The organism is Rhodanobacter sp. Soil_C_14 (assembly GCF_057657335.1).
The window spans coordinates 325,973-348,753 of sequence record NZ_JBDGIQ010000003.1; the positions used below are offsets into that span (position 1 = coordinate 325,973).

A 22,781-nucleotide genomic window follows, 5' to 3' on the forward strand; every position below is an offset into this window, starting at 1 on the left:
GGGCTGAAACGGACGGGTCGTCGCCCGCAGCCGCCCATGATAGCGGCGATCAGGCTATTCTCGACCAGTCACCGGGCCTGGCCGAATGCCGAACCCATCGCAATCGCCCGTGTCCGGCATGGCGTAGCATGGGCGCTTCTGCTACAACGACGCCGCATACAGCCTTGCAGGGAGAGGGGGAGCCAATGATCAAGTTCACCAGTATTTTGCCGATCGTCGTCTTGGCGGCAGGCGCTGCCTTCGCCGCACCGCAGACTGCGGCCGCCGCGCAGCACAAGCATGGCGACAGCCTGCTGGTGCATCGCGTGCAGCAGGAAAAGGGCATGAACCTGCCCCGCCGCGGCCTCAGCATGAGCCAGGTCGAGAAGACCTGGGGCGCACCGCAGCGCAAGCTGTCCCCGCGCGGTGGCGACACCGCCAAGCACCCGCAGATCAATCGCTGGGAATACGCGAACTTCATCGTGTACTTCGAACACAGCCACGTGATCCATTCGGTGCTGAACACGCCGGCAGGCAACAACACCAATCCGTCCGCGGTCAACTGATCCGGCTTCATGAAGGCGCGGCCCGCAGCGATGCGGGCCGCGTTTTTGTGTGCGCGTGTCCGCCGCGTCGTACACTTTGCGGTCGCGCGCCAAACCCGGCGTGCCCAGCGTGCACACGAGATCACCCCGCATGACCGACCACAACCTGCGCCTGCCCGCGGAATGGGAACCGCAATCCGCCGTCCTGATCGCCTGGCCGCACGCGGACACCGACTGGGCCGAACGACTGGCCTCGGTGGAAACCACCTACGTGGCGCTGGCCGCCGCCGTCACGCGGTTCCAGCGGCTGATCATCGTGGTCGCCGATGCCGACTTGCGTGCGCACGTGGAAGGCCTGCTCGCCGACGCCGGCGTGGACTTGTCGAAGCTGCGCTGCATCACCCTGCCCTACGACGACACCTGGCTGCGCGACTCCGGCCCGATCACGCTGAAGGGCGGTGCCCGGGGCTTCCAGCTCACCGACTTCCGCTTCACCGGCTGGGGCGGCAAGTTCGGCGCCGAACAGGACGATGCCCTGGTCGCCGGCCTGGTTGCCGCGGGCGTGTTCGGCCACGCCGCGCACAAGCGCATCGACTGGGCGCTGGAAGGTGGCGGCATCGAGAGCGACGGCGTGGGCAGCATCCTCACCACCTGGCGCTGCCTGGTGCAGCGCCACCCGGAACAGTCGCGCGAGGAAATGAGCGCCATCCTGCGCGACGGCCTGCACGCCGATCGCGTGCTGTGGCTGGACTATGGCTACCTCGAAGGCGACGACACCGACGCCCACATCGACACCCTGGCCCGCTTCGCGCCGGACGACCGGATCGTGTTCCAGGCCTGCGACGACGCCAGCGATCCGCACCACGAGGAGCTGCAGCGCATGGCCGGCGAGCTGGCCGCGCTGCGCACCGTCGATGGCCGTCCATATCAGCTGTATCCGCTGCCGTGGCCGCGGCCCATCCTTGATAAAAGCGGCATCGACGAGGGACGCCGACTCGCCGCGTCCTATGCGAACTACCTGATCGTCAACGGCGCCGTGCTGGTACCGGCCTACGACGACCCGGCCGACGCCGAGGCCGCCCGCATCATCGGCGCGGCGCATCCGGGCCGCGAGATCGTGCAGGTACCGTGCCGGCCGCTGATCTGGCAGAACGGCAGCCTGCACTGCATCACCATGCAGCTGCCGGCCGGGCTGGCCTGAGCCGCATCGGCTAAACTGCAGGGTCTGTTTCGCCTGGCGCCATGCCGAGGATAGCCCCGATGACCCGCAAGACCCTGAAGGTCGCCCTGCTGCAGGAAACCGACCGCGGCAGCCGTGACGCCAATCTCGATGCGATCGAAGCCGGCCTGCGCGAAGCCGCGGCCGCCGGCGCCGAACTGGTGCTGCTGCAGGAACTGCACAACGGGCCGTACTTCTGCCAGCACGAGTCGGTCGAAGTGTTCGACCAGGCCGAGACGATCCCCGGCCCCGGCACCGAGCGCATCGGCAAGCTGGCCGCAGAACTGCAGCTGGTGGTGGTCGCCTCGCTGTTCGAGAAGCGGGCGACCGGGCTGTACCACAACACCGCCGTGGTCTTCGATCGCTCGGCGGCGATCGCGGGCAAGTATCGCAAGATGCACATTCCCGACGATCCGGCCTTTTACGAAAAGTTCTACTTCACCCCGGGCGACCTCGGCTTCGAGCCGATCGACACCTCGGTCGGCCGGCTCGGCGTGCTGGTGTGCTGGGACCAGTGGTATCCGGAAGCGGCGCGCCTGATGGCGCTTGCCGGCGCCGAACTGCTGCTCTATCCCACCGCGATCGGCTGGGACCCGAACGACGAACAGGCCGAGAAGGACCGCCAGCGCGACGCCTGGATCACCGTGCAGCGCGGTCACGCGGTGGCCAACGGCCTGCCCCTGCTGTCGTGCAACCGCACCGGCTACGAAGCGGACCCGACGGCGACAGGCGCGGGCATCCAGTTCTGGGGGTCGAGCTTTGTCGCCGGTCCGCAGGGCGAATACCTGGCCCAGGCCGGCACGGAAGGCCGCGAACTGCTGCTGGCCGACGTGGACCTGGCGCGCAGCGAGCATGTGCGGCGGATCTGGCCGTTCCTGCGCGATCGCCGCATCGATGCCTACGCCGACCTGCTCAGGCGCTACCGCGACTGAAACCGGACGGGCATGCTGCCTGCTTGTTCCGCATGGCCTTCGTCCCCATGCTTGGACTTTCCCTTCAGACCGGCCCGCTGATCGCATGAGTGTCCCCGAAACCGAAGTCACCACGTCGCCCGCCGCGCTCGACGGCCAGCCGATCGAACGGGTGCAACGCGATGGCGTGGAGTACGTGGTGCTGGGCACCGCGCACGTATCGCGCAGCAGCATGGAGGCGGTCGAGGCCCTGCTCGATCACGAGCACTTCGATGCGGTGGCGGTGGAACTCTGCGACAGCCGCGCGCAAAGCATGCGCGACCCCGAAGCGTTCAAGCAGATGGACCTGTTCAAGGTGATCCGCCAGGGCAAGGCCGGCATGGTCGCCGCCAGCCTGGTGTTGTCGACGTTCCAGAAGCGCCTCGCCGACCAGTCCGGCATCCAGCCCGGCGCCGAAATGAAGGCGGCGATGGATGGCGCCGAGCGACGCAACCTGCCGCTGTGGACGATCGACCGCGAGGTCGGCACCACGCTGAAGCGGGCCTGGCGCAGCGTGGGTTTCTGGCAGCGCTTCGGCCTGCTCGGCGGCCTGCTGGCCAGCGTGTTCGATCGCGAGGAGATCGCCCAGGGCGACATCGAGAAACTGAAGCAGGAAGACCTGCTCGAAAGCGCGTTCAGCGAATTCGCCACCGGCTCCAAGCCGCTCTACGACAGCCTGATCGGCGAACGCGATGCCTTCATGGCCGCACGCCTGCGCCAGGAAGCGGCAAGCTCGGCTGGCACGGCGAACCGCCGCGTGCTGGTGGTGATCGGCGCAGGTCACCTGAAGGGCATGTGCACCCTGCTGCGCGATCAGCAGGACGATCCCGCGGCCAGGGTTGCCGAGCTGGCCGCGTTGCCGCCCAAGGCGCGCTGGCCGAAATGGCTTGCGGTGGGCCTGGTGCTGCTGGTGTTCGCCGCCATCGCCTGGGCCTTCCATCAGAACGCGGCACTGGGCGCGCAGGCGCTGCGTGACTGGGTGCTGTTCACCGGCGGCTTCGCCGCGCTGGGCGCGCTGGCAGCCGGCGGTCATCCGGTCAGCATCCTGGCCGCCTTCATCGCCGCACCGATCAAGCCGTTCCGTCCCGGCATCCCCGCCGGCGGCATCAGCGCGATGGCCGAAGCCTGGGTGCGTCGCCCCCGAGTGGTCGACTTCGACACCTTGCGCGACGACATCGTGCACTGGAGCGGCTGGTGGAAGAACCGCGTGGCACGCACCCTGCTGAACTTCTTCCTGGTCAGCGTGGGCACGATCATCGGCGAGTACAGCGCCGGCATCCACATCTTCAAGAGCTTGTTCTGACGCGCCGCGCGTGACAGGCCTGCGCCGGGCGCATGCTACGATGCGCGCCGCCTGCAGCCGTGCTGCAGCTCGCTCCGACATCCGGCCCGGATGGCGAAACTGGTAGACGCAAGGGACTTAAAATCCCTCACCCTCACGGGTATCCCGGTTCGATCCCGGGTCCGGGCACCAGTAAAAACAATGACTTACCGAGATAGCTTGTTGCAGCGCCGTTTCCCATGGGACACTCACGGGACACAACGCCCAACAAGGGACAATCATGGCCACCATTGTTCGACGAGTCGCGAGCGACGGGACAACGAGCTATCAGGTGAAGGTGCGCGTCCGTGGAGAGCGTCCGCGCTCGCGCACGTTCAAGCGCAAGACCGATGCAGCCGCCTGGGCAGCGAAAGCCGAGAGCGACATGGGGCACGGCGCATATGTGCCGACTACTGCTGATCGCCGCCGCACGCTTGCCGAGCTGATCGACAAGTTCACCGCCGAATATCTCCCCGTAAAGCCGAACAACAAGGACGGTGCAAAGGTCACCGCCATGCTGCAGTGGTGGAAAGATCGCGCCGGGTTCGTGACGCTGGACAAGCTCACACCGCAGACGGTCGTCGGCTATCGCGCCGAGCTATCCACGCAACCCTCCAAGCGCGGCGGCGGGCCACTGTCGGGCGCCACCGTGAACCGCTATCTCGCCGCCCTGTCAGCCGTCTGCAAGTGGGCGTGGAAAGAGCTTGGCTGGTTGCCGTCTAATCCCGTGCTGGCAATCAGTAAGCGCAGCGAGGGCGCGGGCGTGGTGCGGTTCCTGTCTGATGACGAGCGCAAGGCGTTGCTGGCCGCGTGCCGCGCCAGCGAAGATCCGAACATCTACTGCGCCGTCATGCTCGCGCTGGCCACTGGGGCGCGCCGAAGCAACATCTACGGCTTGCGCTGGGAGCATGTCGACTTCGACCGGCTCACCCTGCACTTCCCTGACACCAAGAACGGCGAGCCGCGCCGCGTGCCGATCGTGGGGCCTGCGGTGGCTGCCATGCGCGCGCAGCTCGACCGCGACCCGACGCAATCCGGCTGGGTCTTCAAGGGCCGCAGTGACGACGCGCCGGCCAATCTGGATAAGCCGTGGGCGAAGGTGCGCGATGCGGCCGGGCTGGTCGACTTCCGATTCCACGACCTGCGCCACACGACGGCAAGTTATCTCACGATGAACGGCGCGAGCCTCGCCGAAGTTGCCGAGGCGCTGGGCCATCGCACGCTGGTCATGGCGCGGCGCTACTCGCACATGACCGGAGACCACACGCGCGGAGTGCTTGAGCGCATGGCGGGCAAGTTTTTGGAGGGCGAGGAATGACGAAGTACCTCACCCGGGAGCAGATCTTCCTAGCTGCGCAGGACGAACGGCTGCGGAAACTTTCAGAGCTCGCAGACGGCGGGGACAGTGACGCCGTGCGCGAGCTACACGTTTTTCTGGCCAGTTGCTTGGAGGAAGGAACCGACACTGCAGCGGTACGCGCGTTCCTCGCCGATATGCACAAAAGCATGGGAAAAGGTGTGGCCGCAGATGTTGCCATGATGAGCAAGCCGACGACCGGACGGCCCCGAAATGATCTGCGCGACGAAAGGCTGTACTGGTTCGTTCACGACCGTGTGACCTGGTGGGACTTGCTGGAATATCGGCGTGAGGAAATCGAAACCAAGTACGGACCCAAGCCCCCGCGCCCGACCATCACGTACATCTATGAGCAGGCCGCCGCAGAGTTCCATTTGAGCGCAAGCACCATCAAGGGCATTTATCTGAGGGTGAAAGCAAACCAAGCACGGACGTAAAAGCCCCCCGTTTATCTCGTCCTAGACCCCCTAGGACCATCTCCACACCGGCCAACTATGGCCATCAAGTGCGGAGACGGACATGCAACGCAATCTGAAATCGGTTTCACAGTTCGCGGCTGATTCGCCCTTCACCGAATCGCAAATTCGCTGGTGGATCTTCAACGCCGCAGCCAACGGCCTGCAGCCGGCAATCGTCCGCATCGGCCGCCGCGTGTACATCGACGTTGACGCCTTCGGCCGCTGGATAGACGAGCAGCAAGCCGGGCAGGTGGCGGCATGAACGCCCCGCTGCCGCCGCCACCGCCCATCCCCGAACGCACCGCGCACGATTTGCTGTGCGACCGCGCGGACGCCCTGGCAAGGGCGATGTATCAAACCTTCCCCGAAGTGCCGCTGACTGTGGCGGCTTATATACAGGCAGAGCTGTTGCGTATTCGCGTCGAGCACGCCACCCCGACGAAAGCACGATTTTTCGTGGACATCTTCGAGTATTTCGCGCGCACCGATGCACATTACGCGGCGATTACCGCCCTTGTCGCCACACTCGACATGATCGCCCGAAGCATGGGCGAGGCGGTAGAGCTATGAGCGGCGCCGTCGATTTTCGCCACCGCTGGGGTGTGGATTGGTCGCAAAGCGCGTTCCCCGGGTTCCCCCTTGAACTCCACGCATGGTCTGCCATCGTTCGCCGTAACGCCCCGGACAACCCCGACGATGTTGCGGTTTTCATGGCGGCCACCGTCGCGGCCACGCTCGCGCACACCGCCGCGGGTTCGGCAGGACTCGCCATACTCGCAGACCTTGTGACCCGTGGATTCAATGGCTGCGATACGGCCGTCATGATCCGGCGCGGCATGGATTGGACCCGCGCCAATGCGAAGGCCCGCGAAACCGCATTGCGGCGCTTGGGCCATTGCAGCGGCGATATTGCGGCCGCGCTACGACGCGCAGGTCACGCCGCAGACGTGCCGGCTGAAATCGAGGAATGCCGCGTCGAGCTGACGGACCGCGAAGAATGCCCGCAAAACCCGATGCCCCTGGGCGTGGGCTTGTGGAGCTGGGCACAATTAATCCCCGCCGTGAAATGTTGGCGCCGTATGTTGGCCGCGTTCAATCGCCTTTACCTATGGCGTGAGCGTCCGCTGTGTTCGCCCCGGGCGGTTCGCGCGGCCCGTGACGCCATCGCAAAACCGGTGAAGCCATGACCGCCGCGACAGTTGCGGCACAGGCCGCCCGGATAGCCGCCAGGACTGCCGCGTGGGACTGCCGCCGCCCGAGCTTGGGCGAGGTGCTGGATGTCGCCGAACGCCTTGCGGAGCTGGTTTGGCGGGTGAATGAACTGGGCGCCGGTGAAGGATTCGGCGCACCGGCACGCACTGCCACAGCGCTCGCACAGCACGTCGCCACAACGGCCCGTGCGCTCCGTACAAACACCACCGGCTGGCTGCAGTGCGTGCCGCTACCGGACTCCGTACACGGTGCCCAACGCTTGAACGCCGAGCTCGCCTGTTCTCTGGCCGCGCTGAGTCGCCTCTTTAAAGGGAATCTTGATGAACTCGCCGACTAGCGCACTCGCCACCGCTGCCGCTGACCTCGCGCGCGTGGGCTGGCGCGTGCTTCCCTTGCGCCCTAGCTCGAAACTCCCGATGTTGGAACGTTGGCCCGAGCGCGCCACCAGTGACGCGGCGACCGTTGTAGCGTGGTGGGCAGAAACGCCCGCAGCAAACGTTGGCATTGCTACCGGCGCGGGCGTGTTTGTGCTCGACGTCGACGTCACCGACGGCAAGAGCGGCGCCGCGTCCCTGGCCGCGCTGGAAGCTGCACACGGGCCACTGCCCGCCACGCTCGAAACCGTCACGGCCAGCGGCGGGCGTCACCTCTACTTCGCCAGCGCGGAGCCCGTGCGGAATAGCGCCGGCAAGCTGGGCGCCGGTCTCGACATTCGTGGTGCCGGTGGTTTTGTCGTCTCGCCTCCGAGCGTGACCGACCGCGGCGCGTATCGCTGGGGGAGGCTGGCGCCCGTCGCGCCAGCGCCTGACTGGATGCTGCGCCTAGCACTGGAGGCCGCGCCCACGGCGGCAGCGGCGCCAGCTATCCCCGCCAGCGTCGAGCCCACTCCCGAGCTGCTGGACGACCTGCGCAGCGCGCTCGCTGCGCTCCCCGCGGACAACCGCACGGACTGGATTGCTGTCGGCGCGGCGCTGCGCCCGCTGGGCGATGTGGGCCGAGATCTGTGGATCGAATGGAGCGCGACAAGCCCGAAGCACGACCCGCAGCGCGATCCCGACACGTGGGAAACGATCGGCCACGATTCGACCGGCCCAGCCGCGATCTTCGCGCGTGCAGCGCGCGCCAGGTGGATCAATCCCCGCTCAATGCTTGCCGCCGCCGCGCGCGTGCTGGCCGATGGCACGACGACGACACCGGGCAAGCCCGCGGGCGCCCATTCCCCGTGTTCGCATCTGTCGAACGCCCATCGCATCGTGCAGCACTACGGCGATCGGCTGCTGTACGTCGAGGGCATCGGCTGGCACACCTGGTCCCCGCCATGGAAACATGACGAACTGGCCACGCGCCGCATCGTGCAGGGACTGGGGCGCATCATCGCGGCCGAAGCAGTCAGCATGGGCGACTGGGTTGCCGCTGCGCCCGACAAGCCACAGCGTGAGCTGCGCGAGAAAGCACTGGTCGAGCGCTTCAAATGGGCGAGCCTAAGCGAATCGGAGAAGGTGCTGGAGCCATCCTTGCGCATGGCCGCCGCGCTGCTGAATTGCAAGGCGGCAGATCTGGACGCAAACCCCGATTTGTTGGGCTTGCCCGATGGTGTGCTGGATCTGCGCGCCGGCTCCGCGCGCCCGCACCTGCAGGCCGACCGGGTTACGAAGGTGGCCGGATGCGACTTCGACGCAACCGCGCCCGCGCCGACCTGGACCGCGTTTGTTGCCGAGATCCTGGGCGGCGATGCGGACCTTATCGACTACGTGCAGAAGCTGGCCGGCTACACCCTGAGCGGGCGCCGCGGCGAACACTTGCTGCCCATCCTGTACGGCAGCGGCGCGAACGGCAAAAGCACGTTCATCGGCGCCCTGCAATCCATGCTCGGGGAGTATGCGAGCAGCGCCGCGCCGGGCCTGCTGATCCAGCGCAGTGCCGACCAACACGCCAGCGCTACATCCGACCTGCAGGGGCGGCGCCTTGTCGTCGTGAGCGAGACCGGCGAGTTCGGACGCCTAAACGAAGAACAGGTTAAGGCGCTCACCGGCGGCGACCGCGTTCACGCACGACGCCTGTACCAATCCGCTTTCGAGTTCGACCCGACCCACCTGCTAATGCTGCAGACGAATCACCGGCCGCGCGTCGCCGGCACCGATGAGGGCATCTGGCGGCGCCTGCGCCTGATCCCGTTCACCGTCACGGTGCCACCTGAGCGCCGCGACCCGGACTTGCCAGCGAAGCTGCGCGCGGAGCTGCCTGGCATCCTGGCGTGGTGCTGGCGCGGCCTGCAGGCGTATGGGCGCGAAGGCTTCCGCACACCGGCCGCGGTGCGTGCCGCCACCGCCGAGTATCGCAGCGCGTCCGATCAAGTCGGGGCGTGGCTGGCCGAGTGCTGCACCGAAGATCCTGCGGCCACGATACCGGCGGCGGAGCTGTACGCGAGCTATTCGGCATGGTGCGCCCTGAACGGGGAGCGCCCGCGCTCGCAGCGCGACCTGGGCTTGCGGCTGACCGAACGGGGGTTCGAGCAGGCAAGGACGGGCGCGGCGCGGCGCTGGGCCGGAATAAAAATTTTCCGCGGCGCTCTAGAAATTATGTCCGGCGGCGGAAAAATAATTTCTGAGGCGGAAAAATAATTTCGGCGATGGCGAATAGTACGGATATGCACGGGTGTGAACGGAAGCCAGTGACGCAAGTGACGGTTATTCGTTTTTCCGGCAAAGTCTCCATAGGAAGGAAAATATATAGGAAGTTACCGGAAATCGTGCGTAACCGTCACTTGCGTCACTGGCTGCCATCCCCGTCACCGGGCGGCCTGTGCCGGCGTGAGGTTTGGGCGAGCCACTGGCAAGCAAGCGCCTTTGATAATGTCGAATCTGTCATTTTAATTAGGCGTTTGATAATGACGAAACGACGTGCTATTACGTCGCCTCAATTACTGTTCGGGATGAATTAAAAATGCGCATTTCCCTGAAACTTGCCGCCGATCCTGCTGCAGAGGCGGGCACCTTCACCGGCTTTGCAAGCACCCCGGATCTGGACCGCTCGCGCGACGTGATCCCACCGTCGGCGTGGGAGGCCACCCTTGCCGCATGGACCGCGCGTGGTGGGCGGATTCCGCTCCTGTACCTGCATGACCAAGGCCAGCCCGTCGGCGCTATCACGCGCGCAACCGCCACGGCACGCGGCCTGGAGGTAGAGGGCGCCATCGCCATCGCCACGCCCACCGGCGCGATCGCGTACGAGCTGGCGAAGCTGGGCGGCCTGTCCCTGTCCATCGGCTATGTCGTGCCGGATGGTGGCGCCACGTTCGACGCGCGCACCGGCGTGCGCACGATCCACGCGGTGGACCTGTACGAAATTTCCCTTGTGCCGGTGGCTGACAATCCGGCCGCCGTTGTGTCATCCGTGAAGCACTTTTCAGAGTGCGCCACAGTGCGCGAATTCGAGGCTGCAGCGCGCGAGGCGCTGGGCTTGAGTGCGCGGCAAGCAAAAACCCTGGCTGCCGTGGGCTGGCCTGCGCTGCGTCGAGAAGATGCCGCGCCCATGCGTCGAGACGATGCGCCGCCACCTGCTGCCAACCCTGGCCCGCGATCCGCCGATATTCGGCGCGCGCTGGGCCTGTCCTAACCCATTCGAGGAAACACCCATGAACGAAATTACCGAAGCACTCCGCGAGCACGCGGAAAAAATCGAAGCCAAGGCCGCGGCCGATCGCGTCGAGTTGAAAAAGGTGCGCGACGAAAACAGCGAACTGGCCGCACGCTTGGCCGGCATCGAGCAGGAAGTCGCGGGCAAGCTCGCCAACGGCAACCGGGGCGCCTTCGACGCTGGCCCGTCGCCGGTGGTCGAGTTCGTCAAGTCGGCGCAACTTCAGGCCATGCGTGACGGCAGCCCGACGACTGGCCGCGTATCGCTCAAGACGGCGGGGCTCAAGCTGCTGAGCAAGGCAATCAGCAACACCGGCGTCGGGCAGGTCGGGGACAATGCGTACAGTGTCCAGCCCGAACGCTGGGCGGGCCTGGGCAACAACCCGCAGCCCCGTCTGTCGCTGTTCGACGTACTGCCGAGCATCCCGGTCACCACCGGCACGTTTGAGTACATGCAGCTGAATGGCTACACCAATGCGGCAGCGGTGCAGGCAAAGGAAGGCGATGCGAAGGCCGCGGCCACCATGCCGACGCAGGTCGTCACCGCCAACATTGCGACCATCGCGCACTACGTGAAGGCATCGCAGCAAGTGCTCGACGACGCTCCGGCATTGTCGCTGCAGCTCAATAACCTGCTGAACTACGGCGTACTGGCCAAGGGCGAGTCGCAGCTGATCAACGGTGCCGGGGGCGCCGGTCAGGTCAAGGGCCTGCTGAGCTTTGCCACCGCGTTCACGCCGACCAGTACCGAAGCGCAAGACATGATCGGCGAGGCCATTACCGAGCTGCAGGCGAACGGCTGGAACCCCGCCGTCGTGATCCTCAACCCGACGGACTGGGGCGCTATCCAGCGCGCGCGCGGAACCAGCAACGACGGCTATCTGATGGGGAGTCCGCGCGACCCCGCGCCGCCGTCACTATGGAGCGTACCGGTCATCACCAGCGCGTCGCTGGCGGTCGGGACGGCGATCGTGCTGGACGTGTCGCAGGTAGCGTTGCTCGACCGGCAGGAAATTATCGTCGCCACGTCGCGCGAGGACGGCAGCAACTTCACCACGAATATGGTGACGGTGTTGGCGGAAGGCCGTATGGGCCTGGCCGTGTTCTCGCCTGGCGCGGTGCTGAGTGTGGATCTGGCTCCGAGCACCTAAGCGGCAAGGGGTAAGCCCGGCGAGTGCCCTTATAACCCCGGGCAGTAGTGGCGGCCACCGTCATGGCCGTGACACTGCACGCCCCGGTTCGTTCCTCACACGAGCCGGGGCTTTTTTTTTTATTTGCTGCATGCGCCCCGCACACCATGCACCCACACACCACCATGCACCCACACACCACCATGCACCCACACACCACCACCATGCACACACCGACTACTGACCACGCTGCACACGTCGCGCCGCGCTGACTGCGCTGCACACGCTGCGCCGGGCCGAGTGCCGGAGCGGTGCCCACCCCACCCCCGGAGGGCGGAAGTAGAGTTATTTCGTCTTCCCTTCCTGACCGTGCGGGCAACCGTTTTCACGCGTCCGCACATGAAATTACTTGGAGTTCCCCGCGATGGCCGCACACCGCAAACCATCCAACGTGCTCGAACTTTCCGGCGCCTGGAAGCACGATCCATCCCGGCGGCGTAGCGACGCACCCACGCACAAACCCATCGGACGGCCGCCCAAGCCCCATTCCCTGACCTTCGAGCAGGCTTGGAAATACATCGTGAAGTGCGCACCGAAGGATGTGCTGCGCGATGACCGGGATCGTCTGTGGATCGAAGTAGCGGCGCATCTGCTGGTGCAGTTCCGCGCCGACCCGTCAGCGATGCACCCGGCAAAGCTGTCGCGCCTGACGATGATGCTAGCCGCGCTGGGCATGTCGCCTGCCGATGCGTCGCGCGTGGCGGCTGCGCCACCGGCGAAGGCGCGCAACCCGTTCGACGATTGAACCCGTGGCGTTCTATCCTCACGCGGCACCACTACGACGCCGAAGGAGGAAAACATGAAAAGGATATTTGTCGCTGCGTCGGTCTTGGTGCTGGCGGGGTGCGGAAATGGGTACGCGCCAAGCGCAACGCCCCTCGCCAGTAAGCAGCCTGGGCAGACGCCACCGGCGCAGGCCATTACGACTTCTTCTAGCGTTTCGTCGAACGGAGGTGCTGGCGTTCCACCGAGTAGCTTGGGGGTGAGCAAGGCCGATCGGGCTAGCATCCAAGTGGCGTATGCCATGTTCGACATGACATGCATGGGCAACATGGCGCGAGCTTCCCTGCTTTCCGACGGAACGAAACGCGTTGGCTCTGAAGCGTTGAGCTGGCAACGGTTAGAAAGCGACGCGGACCATACTTTTGACGAGTCGGCGAAGACCTACAGCGTCTGGGTGCAGAGGCTCAAAAACTACCCGAGCGTGGTGTCAAAATTGAAGGCCGTGCGGGCCGCGCAGTATTGGTGCTCGCAAGAGACCTTCATCAAGGTGGAAAATAAAGTCCTGACCGCAGATGTGGCAGAGGCAAGATTCAGGAATGAATCCGAAATCGCAAAGCGGGAACTGGGAGCGGAGCTGGACGCTATCCCTGTAGTCACACAGGACAAAGGCCTGCAGCTGCCTTCTGGTTTGTAGGATCGAACGAACGCAGAGAAAGCGCAGCCAGAGTCGACAGCACCCATGGGACACTCATGGGACACGGCGAGCCAGAATTGCCGACGATCGCCCACCGTCATCAACAAGTAAGCTATTGATTGCAACGATGTTCAACTGCAGCCAATAGCTACCCCCTGCGACTTAAAATCCCTCACCCTCACGGGTATCCCGGTTCGATCCCGGGTCCGGGCACCACACGGCTCTCCACGCCTGATCTTTTTCACGCCTGCTCTGCGCGCCAAAAAAAGTGCGGCGGACAAAGCCGCCGCACCTTCATGACAGACGCTGGGTAACCCGTGGCTATCAGGCCGCGGCATCCTTCAGCTTCTTGAGCGGACGGATCTTGACCTTGACCGATGCCGGCTTGGCCGCGAACCACTGCTCTTCCTTGGTGAACGGGTTGATGCCCTTGCGCTTCGGCTTGGCCGGCACGCTCACCGCGGTGATCTTCAGCAGGCCCGGCAGCTGGAACGAACCGGCGCCCTTCTTGTGCACGGAACCGGCAACCGCGCCTTCCAGCGCTGCGAGCACGGCACGGACGTCCTTGGCGACCACGCCGCTGGCTTCCACGATATGCGCCACCAGGCTGGACTTGTTCAGCGCTTCCTTGATCGGCTTCGGAGCGGCCGCTGCGGCTTTCGCCTTCGGTGCCGGCTTGCTCTTGGCTGCTGCTTTCTGTGCCTTTGCCATGGATTTCCCCTCGTCTAGGTGTGATGGATGGATGCATTGCCTCACGGCACGCTGAATGTAGGGGAATTTAAGGGTTCCGCCAACGGGTCTCGCATGAAAATCATCGATTCCTGCAGGAAAAATGCATGCAGTCGCCCGCGAAGGTCATTTTCCAGCCGTCATGGCGTACGCTACGCGCCATGAATCCGCCGACCGAGGCGGATCGGGGGAATCGGATGGCGGTGGTGGATCACCCCGGCTTTGGCTATTTCACTGCCGCACTGCTGGCGATGGCTGCCTTGGCTTATGGCGCTGCCGTACAGTTCCTGGTGATCGGTGCGCGCCAACGGCACGACCGCACCCACCTCGCGTTTGCCGTGCTGGCGACCTGCCTCGCCACGCTGGCGCTGGGCAACGCACTGATGAATGCGGCCGACTCGGTGGTGCCCGCCATTCGCGGCCTGCGCATGGTCACTGGCGCAGCGATCCTCGCGATGCCGGCGCTGATGGTCTTCGTCGGCTGCTACACCGGCAGGCCGGCGAAACGCGCCGTCCTGGGTGCCGTCTGTTTCGCCGCGCTAGGCATGTTCGCACTCAACCTGATCCAGCCGTACACGGCGTTCGACACGACGCTGCGCGAAGGCATACCGCTGGTGCTGCCTTGGGGAGAGTCGCTGTTCACCCTGGACGGCACGCGTTCATTCGGCGGCGATGCCTTTCGCTGGGCCAGCTACGCGATCTTCCTGTGGGCGCTGTACCGTGCATGGCGACAGTACCGGGAAGGCCAGCGCCTACGTGGCGCCTTGCTGGGTCTGTGCCTGCTGATCCAGTTTGTCGCGCTGTTGTGGGGCGCCATCGTGGTCAGCACGCTGGGCAAGCCCTACCCTTCGCTGGACGCGTTCGCCTTTCTTTCCTTCGTGCTGCTGATGGGCGTTTCCCTGGCTGGCCAGATGCACGCGCACACCCTGCAGCTCGAACGCACGGCCAGGGAGTTGCGTGCCGAAGCGGACATTCGCCGCGAGACCGAACTCGACCTGCGCCACGCTGCCTACCACGATGCGTTGACCGGGTTGCCCAACCGGTTGCGCGCGCTGTACACCCTGGCCGACCTGATCGCCGATGCCACGCAGTCGCATCAGCACGGCGCCGTGCTGATGATCGACCTCGACAACTTCAAGACCATCAACGACTCGCTGGGGCATCACGTGGGCGATCGCGTACTGGAAAGCATTGCCGACAGCCTGCTCTCCGTGGCGCCTGCCGCGTCCACCGTGGCCCGCCTCGGTGGCGACGAATTCGTGGTGCTGCTGGGACCCGCCAGCACCAGCGCCGACGATGCCGCGGCCCGGGCGATGGATGTCGCCGCAGGGATGCTGCAGCGACTCGCCGCGCCGCTGGCGATCGACAATCGCGTGCTCGGCGTGGGCGCCAGCATCGGCGTGGCGTTGTTCCCCGAGCATGGCCAGGGCGCAGCTGACGTGGTTCGCTGCGCGGACATCGCCCTGTATCGCGCCAAGTCCACCGGGCGCAATGCGGCGCGTCTGTTCCTGCCGCACATGCAACGCGATGCCGATGAACGACTGGAGCTGGAACGCGGCCTGCGCACGGCACTGGAACAGCAGGACTTCTCGCTGCACTTCCAGCCCCAGGTGGACATGCACGGTGCGCTGGTGGGCGCCGAGGCGCTGCTGCGCTGGAACCACGCCCGTCTGGGGCAGGTTTCGCCAGCCATCTTCATTCCGATCGCCGAGGAAACCGGCCTGATCCACGCCATCGGTACGTGGGCGATCGAATGCGCCTGCCGGCACATCCGCCAGTGGCGCGAGCAGGACATCGATTTCGGTGGGCGCATCTCCATCAACATCAGCCCATGGCAAATTGCCCACCCGCAGTTCGTGTCGAACATCGCCGAGCAGGTGGCCGCAGCGGGCATCGAGCCTTCCACGCTTACCCTGGAGCTGACCGAGAGCGCCCTGCTCGGTGACTTCGACGCGGCCCTGCGCACCTTGCAGCAGCTTTCCGCGATCGGCTTCCGCCTGGCGCTCGACGATTTCGGCACCGGCTATTCCTCGCTCGCCTATCTGCAGCAACTGCCCCTGGACGAGTTGAAGATCGACCGCTCCTTCATCGGCGCGCTGCAGGCAACCATTGCCGATCCGCTGGCCAGCTTCGTGATCGACGTGGGCCGTCGCCTCGGCATGACCACGATTGCCGAAGGCGTGGAAACGGCCGAACAGGAAGCCGTGTTGCGTGAACTGGGCTGTGACCTGATGCAGGGCTACTTCATCTGCAGACCGCTGGTGGCGGACGACTTCCGGCATTGGGTCGGTCAACGAGCCGCCGCACCTGCTGTGGATGTCGCCCCCGCCGGCGCCTGACTCCGGCTGCAACGCGAGCACGCATGGCCAGTGGCGTGGCCAACAAAAAACCCGCCAGCGGCGGGTTTCAGGGCTGCATGGCAGCCAATCGGGCAATGGAGGCCTAGGTCGGAATCGAACCGGCGTACGCGGATTTGCAGTCCGCTGCATGACCACTCTGCCACCAGGCCATTGCTTCGATAAACGCGACCGGAATGATCGCAGCTTGTCCCGAAAAAACAAAACCCCGGAAAGCCGAGGTTCTGCGTTGAAACTGGAGCGGGAAACGAGACTCGAACTCGCGACCCCGACCTTGGCAAGGTCGTGCTCTACCAACTGAGCTATTCCCGCATCGGAGCCGTGAATCATACCAGAATGAACGCGCTTGTGAATAGCCTTGATGGCAAATTCGGCAAGGGATTTCATCCGGTCCGAAAACGACGAGGCCCCGAACACGTCGGGGCCTCGTCTTCGAACTGGAGCGGGAAACGAGACTCGAACTCGCGACCCCGACCTTGGCAAGGTCGTGCTCTACCAACTGAGCTATTCCCGCATTGGAGCCGCGCATTCTAATACGTGATGGCGGATCGTCAAGCCCGGATTTGCAACAACCCGAACCACCTGCTCAGGACCCGGCCTTGTCGACCGGCGACGGCTCCTGCATGTCGCTGCTGAGCAGCGGCCACGCGGCGCGCAGATAAGTCAGGCCGGACCAGATCGTCAGCACGCCGGCAATCACCAGCAGCGCTTCGCCGATGTGATAGAGCCGCAACGCCTCGGCGGCCTTCTCGTGCTGCACGATCAGCACCACCAGCGCGACCATCTGCATCACCGTTTTCAACTTGCCGATGAAGGCGACCTTCACCGTGGCGCGCATGCCGATTCCGGCCATCCATTCGCGCAGCGCCGAAACGCTGATCTCGCGTCCCACGATCACCGCTGCCGTCACCGCCATCACGATGCCCGGCCAGCCGCCGCGGTGTGCTTCCACCAGCAGGAACAGGGTCACCGCCACCATCAGCTTGTCGGCCACCGGGTCCAGGAACGCGCCGAAGGCCGAGGTGAGTTTCATGCGCCTGGCCAGGTAGCCGTCCAGCCAGTCGGTGATCGCGGCCAGCACGAACACGATCGCCGCGGTGATGTTGTGCCCGGGGAACGGCAGGTAGAACACCGCCACCATCACCGGCAGCAAGGCAACACGGAACAGGGTCAGCCAGGTCGGCAGGTTGATGCGCATGATTCTTTCCAGTGGTTTGTGCCAGTTTCGCACGCCGATGCGCTACTGCCGAGTGAAAGGGTTTGCCGATGTTCAGCCATGCAGGCTGGCGTAGATCCGTTCGGCAAGGCCGCGGTCGATGCCCTTCACCTGCATCAGTTCCTCGACGCCGGCGCCCTCGACCCCCTGCATGCCGCCGAACGCCTTCAGCAGCGCCGAGCGGCGGCGGGCGCCCACGCCCGGCACGTCTTCGAGCACGCTGCGCTCGCGGGCCTTCTCGCGGCGCTTGCGGTGACCGCTGATGGCGAAGCGGTGAGCTTCGTCGCGCACGGCGGCAACCAGATGCAACGCGGGCGACGACGAGCCCGGGTGCAGCTCGCGTCCCGGGCTTCCCGCTTCGATCCGCGCCAGCACCAGGGTTTCCTCGCCGGCGCGCCGACCCGGCCCCTTGGCCACGCCGACCACCTCGATGCCGTTGACGCCGAGCTCCTTCAGCACGTCCAGCGCCTGCGCCACCTGCCCGCCTCCGCCGTCGATCAGCAGCACGTCGGGGCGCGCGCCCTCGCCGTCGGCCACCTTGCGGAAGCGCCGGGTCAATGCCTGATGCATCGCCGCGTAGTCGTCGCCGGGCGTGATGCCGGCGATGTTGAAACGGCGGTAGTGCGATTTTTCCGGACCTTCGGGGCCGAACACCACGCACGAGGCAACGGTGAGTTCGCCCATCGTGTGGCTGATGTCGAAGCATTCGATGCGGCGTGGCGGCGCCTCCAGCCCGAGCAGCTTCTGCAGGTCGTCGAAGCGCGTGCCCAGGGTCTGCCGGCTGGCCAGTCGCGCGGTCAGCGAGGCCTGCGCGTTGCGCTCGGCCATCTGCAGGAACTGCGCGCGGTCGCCCCGCACGCTGGACTTCAGCTCCACCGCGCGACCGGCATGCTGGCTCAGCAATTCGGCCAGGATCGCGCGATCCGCCAGCGCCTCGCCAAGGATCAGTTCCCGCGGCACCGGCCGGTCGAGGTAATACTGCGCGATGAACTGCGTCAGCACGTCGGCCGGCTCGGCATCCAGCGGCAACCGCGGGAAGAATTCGCGCGTGCCCAGGCTGATGCCGTTGCGGAAGAACAGCACGCTGACGCAGGCCATGCCCGCCTCGATGCGGCAGGCGATCACGTCCATGTCGGCACTGGCGCCCTGCACGTGGTGCTGCGCCTGCAGCTGGCGCAATGCAGCGACCTGGTCGCGCAGCTTCGCCGCGCGCTCGAACTGCAGCGCCTTGCTGGCCTGCTCCATCGCCTCAGCCAGCTCGTCGATCACCGCGTTGCTGCGCCCTTCCAGGAACATCTCGGCGTGGCGCACGTCGTTGCGGTAATCCTCCACGCTGATCAGGCCCACGCACGGCGCGCTGCAGCGGCCGATCTGGTACTGCAGGCAGGGGCGCGTGCGGTTGCGGAAATAGCTGTCCTCGCACTGGCGCACCTTGAACAGCTTCTGCATCAGGCTGAGGCTCTCGCGCACCGCGTAAGTGCTGGGATACGGCCCGAAGTAGCGTCCCGGCAGGTTTTTCGCACCGCGATGGAAGGCCAGCCGCGGATAGTCCTCGCCGCTGGACAGGTAGATGTATGGATAACTCTTGTCGTCGCGCAGCAGGATGTTGTAACGCGGCTTCAGCGACTTGATCAGCTGCGATTCCAGCAGCAGTGCCTCGCCTTCGGTGCGCGTCACGGTGATCTCGACGCGGGCGATCTGCGCCACCATCGCCGCGATGCGCGGTTCCATCCGTGGCTTCAGGAAGTAACTGCTGACGCGCTTCCTGAGGTTGCCGGCCTTGCCCACGTAAAGCAGCTCGCCCGCTGCATCGAAGTGGCGATAGACGCCGGGAGCGGAAGTGAGCGTACGGACGAAGGCCTTGCCGTCGAAGGGGGGCGGTTGCGCGGGCTGCATGGGACGATTCTAGAGGGCGGCCCGATCGATATGGTGGCTTAGTGCTGCGTGCGCAACCACTGCTCGGCGCGCTCCAGGTCGGCCTGGGTATCGATGCCGGGCGGGAACGGTTCGGGGGTCAGTCGCACCGCGATCGCGTGACCGTGTTCCAGCACCCGCAATTGTTCCAGCGACTCGGCCTGCTCCAGCGGCGTGCGCGACAGGCGCGTGTAGCGGTCCAGGAAACCGGCGCGATAGGCGTAGATGCCGATGTGCCGCAGGAACGGCAGGCCCGACGGCAAGCTGTGTCGGTCACCGGCGAACGCATCACGCGCCCACGGCATCGGCGCACGACTGAAGTACAGCGCGTGTCCGTTCGCCGCACGAACCAGCTTCACCACGTTCGGATCGAACAATTCCTCGGCGTCGATGATCGGCGTGGCCAGCGTGGCCATCGGCGCGTCGTCTCCAACCAGCGCCTGCGCCACCGCGCGAATGCCGGCGGCCGGGGCGAACGGCTCGTCTCCCTGCAGGTTCACCACGATGCTGTCCGCGCTCCAGCCGTAATGCAGCGCGCATTCGGCCAGCCGGTCACTGCCCGAGGCGTGGTCCGCGCGGGTCATGCAGATATCGATGCCGGCCTGCCCGGCCAGCGCATCGGCGATCCGCGCATCGTCCACCGCCACCACGACCTGGGCAGCGCCGGCCTGCAAGGCGCGTTGCGCCACCCGCACCACCATCGGAATGCCGTCGATCTCGCGCAGCGGCTTGCCCGGCAGGCGGGTCGAGCCGTAACGGGCGGGAATCGCCACGATGAAGGGAGGTACGACGTTCGACATGGATAAAACCTTCAGCAGCCCGGACCAATGCCACCAAGATACAGCCTGCGCGGCGGCTCAGTCCGCATCGCGCAGGTCGAAACCGCAACCGTTGGACAGCGTCACGAAGCCCGGGAACGAAGTGGCGACATGGCTGCAGTCACTGATCCGCACCGGTGCGTCGGCGACCAACCCGGCCACCGCGAAGCTCATCGCGATGCGGTGGTCGAGATGGCTGTCCACCGCGCCACCGGCCAGCCGGCCGCCGTGGATGATCGCGCCATCGGGCGTTTCCTCGATGCGCGCGCCGAGCGCACGCAGGCCGGCAGCCATGGTCGCGATGCGATCGGATTCCTTCACCCGCAGCTCGGCGGCGCCCCGGATCACCGTACGACCGGAAGCCACCGCCGCCGCGATGAACAAGGCGGGGAACTCGTCGATCATGTCCGGCACGATCGACTCCGGCAGCTCGACACCGTGCAGCGCGGCGTGGCGCACCACCAGGTCGCCGACGGGCTCGCCGCCGGCTTCGCGCTCGTGTTCGACGGTGATGTCCGCCCCCATCAGCCGCAACGCCTGCAGCAGGCCGGTGCGACGCGGGTTGAGCCCCACGCCGGGCAGGCGCAACGCCGAACCGGGCACGATGCTGGCAGCGACCAGGAAGAACGCGGCCGAGGAAAAGTCCGCCGGCACGTCGACCTCCCGGGCGCGCAGCACGTGTCCGCCTTCGAGTCTCGCGTGGCCCGGCGCAAACACGATCGGCCAGCCGAACGCCGCCAGCATGCGTTCGGTGTAGTCGCGGGTCGGGTGCGGTTCGATGATTTCCGTTTCGCCCTTGGCGTACAGGCCCGCGAGCAGCAGGGCCGACTTCACCTGGGCGCTGGCCACCGGCAGCTCGTAGCGGATACCGCGCAGCGGCTGCCCACCATGGACGTCCAATGGTGGCAGGCCATCATGGCTATCGATGCGTGCGCCCATCAGCGCCAGCGGATCGGTCACCCGGCGCATCGGTCGCTTCGACAGGGACGCATCGCCGACCAGCGTGCTGTCGAACGCCTGCCCCGCCAGCAGGCCGGCGAGCAGGCGCATTCCGGTGCCGGCGTTGCCGCAATCCAGCGGCAGCGTGGTGCCGCGCAGACCGTGCAGGCCCACGCCGTGCACCACGCGCTCGCCGGCCGACGGCGTCTCGATGCGCACGCCCAGTTGCGCCAGCACGGCGGCGGTGGCCCGGGTGTCCTCGCCTTCGAGGAAGCCATGAATATGCGAGGTGCCCTCGGCGATGGCCGCCAGCATCAGCGCACGATGGGACACCGACTTGTCGCCGGGCACGGTGACGCTGCCTTGCAACGCGCCGCCCGGCCGGCTGCTCCAGTCGAGCCGGCCGCTCAAGGCAGCGCCACCGGATACGAACCCAGCACGCGCACGGTGGCCGCCGAGGCGCCGATGTCCTGCACCGCGGCCTGCAGCGAGCCTTCGTCGATATGCCCTGAAACGTCGATGAAGAATGCGTACTGCCACTTGCCGGTATGCGCCGGCCGCGACTCGATCCGGTTCAGGCTGACGCCGTGTTTCGCGAACGGGCTGAGCACGTCGTACAGTGCACCGGGCTTGTCGTTGACCGTGATCAGCAACGAGGTGCGGTCATTGCCCGAGGGCGGGAACAGCGACCGGCCGATCACCAGGAAGCGCGTGGTGTTGTCGGCGCGATCCTCGATGCCCTTCGCCACGGTCTTGAGACCGTAGACCTTGCCCGCGGTCTCGCCCGCGATCGCCGCCGCATCGTCGGCATGGCGGGCCAGCCGCGCCGCCTCGGCATTGCTGCCCACCGCGATGCACTCCACCTCGGGCAGGTTGAGGCGCAGCCAGGTCTTGCACTGCTGCAGCGACTGGGCATGGGCGTAGACGCGCCTGACGTCCTCCGGCTTCCCGGTGAGCGAATGCAGGCACTGGTGCACGCGCAGCTCGACCTCGCCGCAAATCGTGGCTTCGGAGGTGAGGAACATGTCCAGCGTCACCTGGATCATGCCCTGCCCCGAATTCTCCACCGGCACCACGCCGAAATCGGCATGCCCGGCGGCGACCTCCTGGAACACTTCCTCGATGCTGCCCAGCGGCAGGCCGTAGGCCCCGTGACCGAAATGCTTGCGCACCGCCTGTTCGCTGAAGGTGCCTTCCGGCCCCAGGAAGCCGATCTTCAGGGGGTCTTCCTGGGCCAGGCAGGACGACATGATCTCGCGGAACAGGCGCACCATCTCGGTATCGGAGAGCGGGCCGTCGTTGCGGTCCACCACCATGCGCAGGACATGCGCCTCGCGCTCGGGTCGGTAATAGTCGATCGCGGAAAGACCTTCGCCCTTCACCTTGGCAACCGTGCGCGCATGGTTGGCGCGTTCGGAGATCAGCTGCTGGATCTGCCGGTCGATGCTGTCGATGCGCTCGCGCATCTCGCTCAGCGGGGTTTTTGAATCGGTCATGATGCGATCACTGTCTGGATGAATGGACG

Annotated in this window: 22 protein-coding genes and 4 tRNA genes; 17 read left to right on the forward strand and 9 right to left on the reverse strand. The window is 65.9% G+C overall.

Going from position 1 to position 22,781, the window contains the following annotated elements; all coding sequences use genetic code 11:
• Window positions 1–185 precede the first annotated feature (185 nt).
• The 16 genes from AC3A56_RS10015 to AC3A56_RS10090 all read left to right on the forward strand — a co-directional run bounded on the left by AC3A56_RS10015 (window position 186) and on the right by AC3A56_RS10090 (window position 13,283).
• Window positions 186–545: a hypothetical protein gene (locus tag AC3A56_RS10015; RefSeq protein ID WP_007808930.1), complete on the forward strand. Its 360-nt coding sequence runs from the start codon at window positions 186–188 to the stop codon at window positions 543–545.
• Window positions 546–675: 130 nt separating this feature from the next.
• The gene (locus tag AC3A56_RS10020) at window positions 676–1,725 is read left to right on the forward strand and encodes an agmatine deiminase family protein (RefSeq protein ID WP_487770208.1); all 1,050 of its coding nucleotides are present in this window, start codon (window positions 676–678) and stop codon (window positions 1,723–1,725) included.
• 59 nt (window positions 1,726–1,784) lie between these two features.
• Entirely contained in the window at window positions 1,785–2,675 is an 891-nt protein-coding gene (locus tag AC3A56_RS10025) for a carbon-nitrogen hydrolase (protein ID WP_487770209.1), read from the forward strand.
• An 85-nt stretch (window positions 2,676–2,760) separates the two neighbouring features.
• Window positions 2,761–3,996 carry a TraB/GumN family protein gene (locus AC3A56_RS10030; protein ID WP_487770210.1) on the forward strand — a complete coding sequence of 412 codons (1,236 nt, stop codon included), beginning with the start codon at window positions 2,761–2,763 and terminating at the stop codon, window positions 3,994–3,996.
• Between the two features lie 84 nt (window positions 3,997–4,080).
• A tRNA-Leu gene (locus AC3A56_RS10035) sits at window positions 4,081–4,167 on the forward strand.
• Between the two features lie 88 nt (window positions 4,168–4,255).
• The gene (locus AC3A56_RS10040) at window positions 4,256–5,332 is read left to right on the forward strand and encodes a tyrosine-type recombinase/integrase (RefSeq protein ID WP_487770211.1); all 1,077 of its coding nucleotides are present in this window, start codon (window positions 4,256–4,258) and stop codon (window positions 5,330–5,332) included.
• Window positions 5,329–5,808, forward strand: a complete 480-nt coding sequence (locus tag AC3A56_RS10045) for a hypothetical protein (protein ID WP_487770212.1) — start codon at window positions 5,329–5,331, stop codon at window positions 5,806–5,808. The genes AC3A56_RS10040 and AC3A56_RS10045 overlap by 4 nt, the downstream gene beginning before the upstream one ends.
• 82 nt (window positions 5,809–5,890) lie before the next feature.
• Window positions 5,891–6,091 carry a DNA-binding protein gene (locus AC3A56_RS10050; protein WP_487770213.1) on the forward strand — a complete coding sequence of 67 codons (201 nt, stop codon included), beginning with the start codon at window positions 5,891–5,893 and terminating at the stop codon, window positions 6,089–6,091.
• Window positions 6,088–6,399, forward strand: a complete 312-nt coding sequence (locus tag AC3A56_RS10055; protein ID WP_487770214.1) for a hypothetical protein — start codon at window positions 6,088–6,090, stop codon at window positions 6,397–6,399. Before AC3A56_RS10050 ends, AC3A56_RS10055 begins: the two co-directional genes overlap by 4 nt.
• Window positions 6,396–7,016 (forward strand): hypothetical protein, encoded by a 621-nt coding sequence (locus AC3A56_RS10060; protein ID WP_487770215.1) that lies wholly within the window; start codon window positions 6,396–6,398, stop codon window positions 7,014–7,016. The genes AC3A56_RS10055 and AC3A56_RS10060 overlap by 4 nt, the downstream gene beginning before the upstream one ends.
• The gene (locus AC3A56_RS10065; RefSeq protein ID WP_487770216.1) at window positions 7,013–7,378 is read left to right on the forward strand and encodes a hypothetical protein; all 366 of its coding nucleotides are present in this window, start codon (window positions 7,013–7,015) and stop codon (window positions 7,376–7,378) included. Before AC3A56_RS10060 ends, AC3A56_RS10065 begins: the two co-directional genes overlap by 4 nt.
• A complete protein-coding gene (locus AC3A56_RS10070) occupies window positions 7,362–9,662 on the forward strand; it encodes a phage/plasmid primase, P4 family (RefSeq protein ID WP_487770217.1) in 2,301 nt (766 codons plus the stop codon). The genes AC3A56_RS10065 and AC3A56_RS10070 overlap by 17 nt, the downstream gene beginning before the upstream one ends.
• Before the next feature lie 322 nt (window positions 9,663–9,984).
• Entirely contained in the window at window positions 9,985–10,656 is a 672-nt protein-coding gene (locus AC3A56_RS10075) for an HK97 family phage prohead protease (protein ID WP_487770218.1), read from the forward strand.
• Between the two features lie 19 nt (window positions 10,657–10,675).
• Complete coding sequence (locus AC3A56_RS10080) at window positions 10,676–11,827, forward strand: phage major capsid protein (protein ID WP_487770219.1); 1,152 nt, start codon at window positions 10,676–10,678, stop codon at window positions 11,825–11,827.
• A 559-nt stretch (window positions 11,828–12,386) separates the two neighbouring features.
• Window positions 12,387–12,611: a hypothetical protein gene (locus AC3A56_RS10085; protein ID WP_487770220.1), complete on the forward strand. Its 225-nt coding sequence runs from the start codon at window positions 12,387–12,389 to the stop codon at window positions 12,609–12,611.
• Window positions 12,612–12,848: 237 nt separating this feature from the next.
• On the forward strand, window positions 12,849–13,283 hold the full coding sequence (locus AC3A56_RS10090; RefSeq protein WP_487770221.1) for a hypothetical protein: 435 nt from the start codon (window positions 12,849–12,851) through the stop codon (window positions 13,281–13,283).
• Between the two features lie 324 nt (window positions 13,284–13,607).
• Here the strand turns inward: AC3A56_RS10090 and AC3A56_RS10095 are convergent, their stop codons facing one another.
• Complete coding sequence (locus tag AC3A56_RS10095) at window positions 13,608–13,994, reverse strand: HU family DNA-binding protein (protein WP_487770222.1); 387 nt, start codon at window positions 13,992–13,994, stop codon at window positions 13,608–13,610.
• Between the two features lie 125 nt (window positions 13,995–14,119).
• On the opposite strand from AC3A56_RS10095, the gene AC3A56_RS10100 reads away from it, so the two are divergent.
• Window positions 14,120–16,351 (forward strand): putative bifunctional diguanylate cyclase/phosphodiesterase, encoded by a 2,232-nt coding sequence (locus tag AC3A56_RS10100; protein ID WP_487770223.1) that lies wholly within the window; start codon window positions 14,120–14,122, stop codon window positions 16,349–16,351.
• 96 nt (window positions 16,352–16,447) lie between these two features.
• On the opposite strand, the gene AC3A56_RS10105 is transcribed toward AC3A56_RS10100, so the two are convergent.
• The 8 genes from AC3A56_RS10105 to pheA form a co-directional block, all read right to left on the reverse strand.
• A tRNA-Cys gene (locus AC3A56_RS10105) sits at window positions 16,448–16,521 on the reverse strand.
• Window positions 16,522–16,605: 84 nt separating this feature from the next.
• A tRNA-Gly gene (locus AC3A56_RS10110) sits at window positions 16,606–16,681 on the reverse strand.
• Between the two features lie 126 nt (window positions 16,682–16,807).
• A tRNA-Gly gene (locus AC3A56_RS10115) sits at window positions 16,808–16,883 on the reverse strand.
• 72 nt (window positions 16,884–16,955) lie between these two features.
• Window positions 16,956–17,567 (reverse strand): CDP-diacylglycerol--glycerol-3-phosphate 3-phosphatidyltransferase, encoded by a 612-nt coding sequence (pgsA, locus tag AC3A56_RS10120; protein WP_007808940.1) that lies wholly within the window; start codon window positions 17,565–17,567, stop codon window positions 16,956–16,958.
• 72 nt (window positions 17,568–17,639) lie between these two features.
• Window positions 17,640–19,481, reverse strand: a complete 1,842-nt coding sequence (gene uvrC, locus AC3A56_RS10125) for an excinuclease ABC subunit UvrC (RefSeq protein ID WP_487770224.1) — start codon at window positions 19,479–19,481, stop codon at window positions 17,640–17,642.
• A 38-nt stretch (window positions 19,482–19,519) separates the two neighbouring features.
• Window positions 19,520–20,299 (reverse strand): 3-deoxy-manno-octulosonate cytidylyltransferase, encoded by a 780-nt coding sequence (gene kdsB, locus AC3A56_RS10130; RefSeq protein ID WP_487770225.1) that lies wholly within the window; start codon window positions 20,297–20,299, stop codon window positions 19,520–19,522.
• A 57-nt stretch (window positions 20,300–20,356) separates the two neighbouring features.
• A complete protein-coding gene (aroA, locus tag AC3A56_RS10135; protein ID WP_487770226.1) occupies window positions 20,357–21,667 on the reverse strand; it encodes a 3-phosphoshikimate 1-carboxyvinyltransferase in 1,311 nt (436 codons plus the stop codon).
• Window positions 21,664–22,752: a prephenate dehydratase gene (gene pheA / locus AC3A56_RS10140; RefSeq protein ID WP_487770227.1), complete on the reverse strand. Its 1,089-nt coding sequence runs from the start codon at window positions 22,750–22,752 to the stop codon at window positions 21,664–21,666. Before pheA ends, aroA begins: the two co-directional genes overlap by 4 nt.
• Between the last annotated feature and the right edge of the window lie 29 nt (window positions 22,753–22,781).

Excerpts from the sequence above, each read along its gene's own strand:
- AC3A56_RS10020 (WP_487770208.1), top strand. The coding sequence starts at position 676 with ATGACCGACCACAACCTGCGCCTGCCCGCGGAATGGGAACCGCAATCC.
- AC3A56_RS10080 (WP_487770219.1), top strand. The coding sequence starts at position 10,676 with ATGAACGAAATTACCGAAGCACTCCGCGAGCACGCGGAAAAAATCGAA.
- AC3A56_RS10065 (WP_487770216.1), top strand. The coding sequence starts at position 7,013 with ATGACCGCCGCGACAGTTGCGGCACAGGCCGCCCGGATAGCCGCCAGG.
- AC3A56_RS10075 (WP_487770218.1), top strand. The coding sequence starts at position 9,985 with ATGCGCATTTCCCTGAAACTTGCCGCCGATCCTGCTGCAGAGGCGGGC.
- AC3A56_RS10040 (WP_487770211.1), top strand. The coding sequence starts at position 4,256 with ATGGCCACCATTGTTCGACGAGTCGCGAGCGACGGGACAACGAGCTAT.
- pgsA (WP_007808940.1), bottom strand. The coding sequence starts at position 17,567 with ATGCGCATCAACCTGCCGACCTGGCTGACCCTGTTCCGTGTTGCCTTG.
- AC3A56_RS10100 (WP_487770223.1), top strand. The coding sequence starts at position 14,120 with ATGCAGTCGCCCGCGAAGGTCATTTTCCAGCCGTCATGGCGTACGCTA.
- AC3A56_RS10030 (WP_487770210.1), top strand. The coding sequence starts at position 2,761 with ATGAGTGTCCCCGAAACCGAAGTCACCACGTCGCCCGCCGCGCTCGAC.
- AC3A56_RS10070 (WP_487770217.1), top strand. The coding sequence starts at position 7,362 with ATGAACTCGCCGACTAGCGCACTCGCCACCGCTGCCGCTGACCTCGCG.
- pheA (WP_487770227.1), bottom strand. The coding sequence starts at position 22,752 with ATGACCGATTCAAAAACCCCGCTGAGCGAGATGCGCGAGCGCATCGAC.
- AC3A56_RS10045 (WP_487770212.1), top strand. The coding sequence starts at position 5,329 with ATGACGAAGTACCTCACCCGGGAGCAGATCTTCCTAGCTGCGCAGGAC.
- AC3A56_RS10095 (WP_487770222.1), bottom strand. The coding sequence starts at position 13,994 with ATGGCAAAGGCACAGAAAGCAGCAGCCAAGAGCAAGCCGGCACCGAAG.
- AC3A56_RS10055 (WP_487770214.1), top strand. The coding sequence starts at position 6,088 with ATGAACGCCCCGCTGCCGCCGCCACCGCCCATCCCCGAACGCACCGCG.
- uvrC (WP_487770224.1), bottom strand. The coding sequence starts at position 19,481 with ATGCAGCCCGCGCAACCGCCCCCCTTCGACGGCAAGGCCTTCGTCCGT.
- AC3A56_RS10015 (WP_007808930.1), top strand. The coding sequence starts at position 186 with ATGATCAAGTTCACCAGTATTTTGCCGATCGTCGTCTTGGCGGCAGGC.
- AC3A56_RS10050 (WP_487770213.1), top strand. The coding sequence starts at position 5,891 with ATGCAACGCAATCTGAAATCGGTTTCACAGTTCGCGGCTGATTCGCCC.
- AC3A56_RS10025 (WP_487770209.1), top strand. The coding sequence starts at position 1,785 with ATGACCCGCAAGACCCTGAAGGTCGCCCTGCTGCAGGAAACCGACCGC.
- kdsB (WP_487770225.1), bottom strand. The coding sequence starts at position 20,299 with ATGTCGAACGTCGTACCTCCCTTCATCGTGGCGATTCCCGCCCGTTAC.
- AC3A56_RS10060 (WP_487770215.1), top strand. The coding sequence starts at position 6,396 with ATGAGCGGCGCCGTCGATTTTCGCCACCGCTGGGGTGTGGATTGGTCG.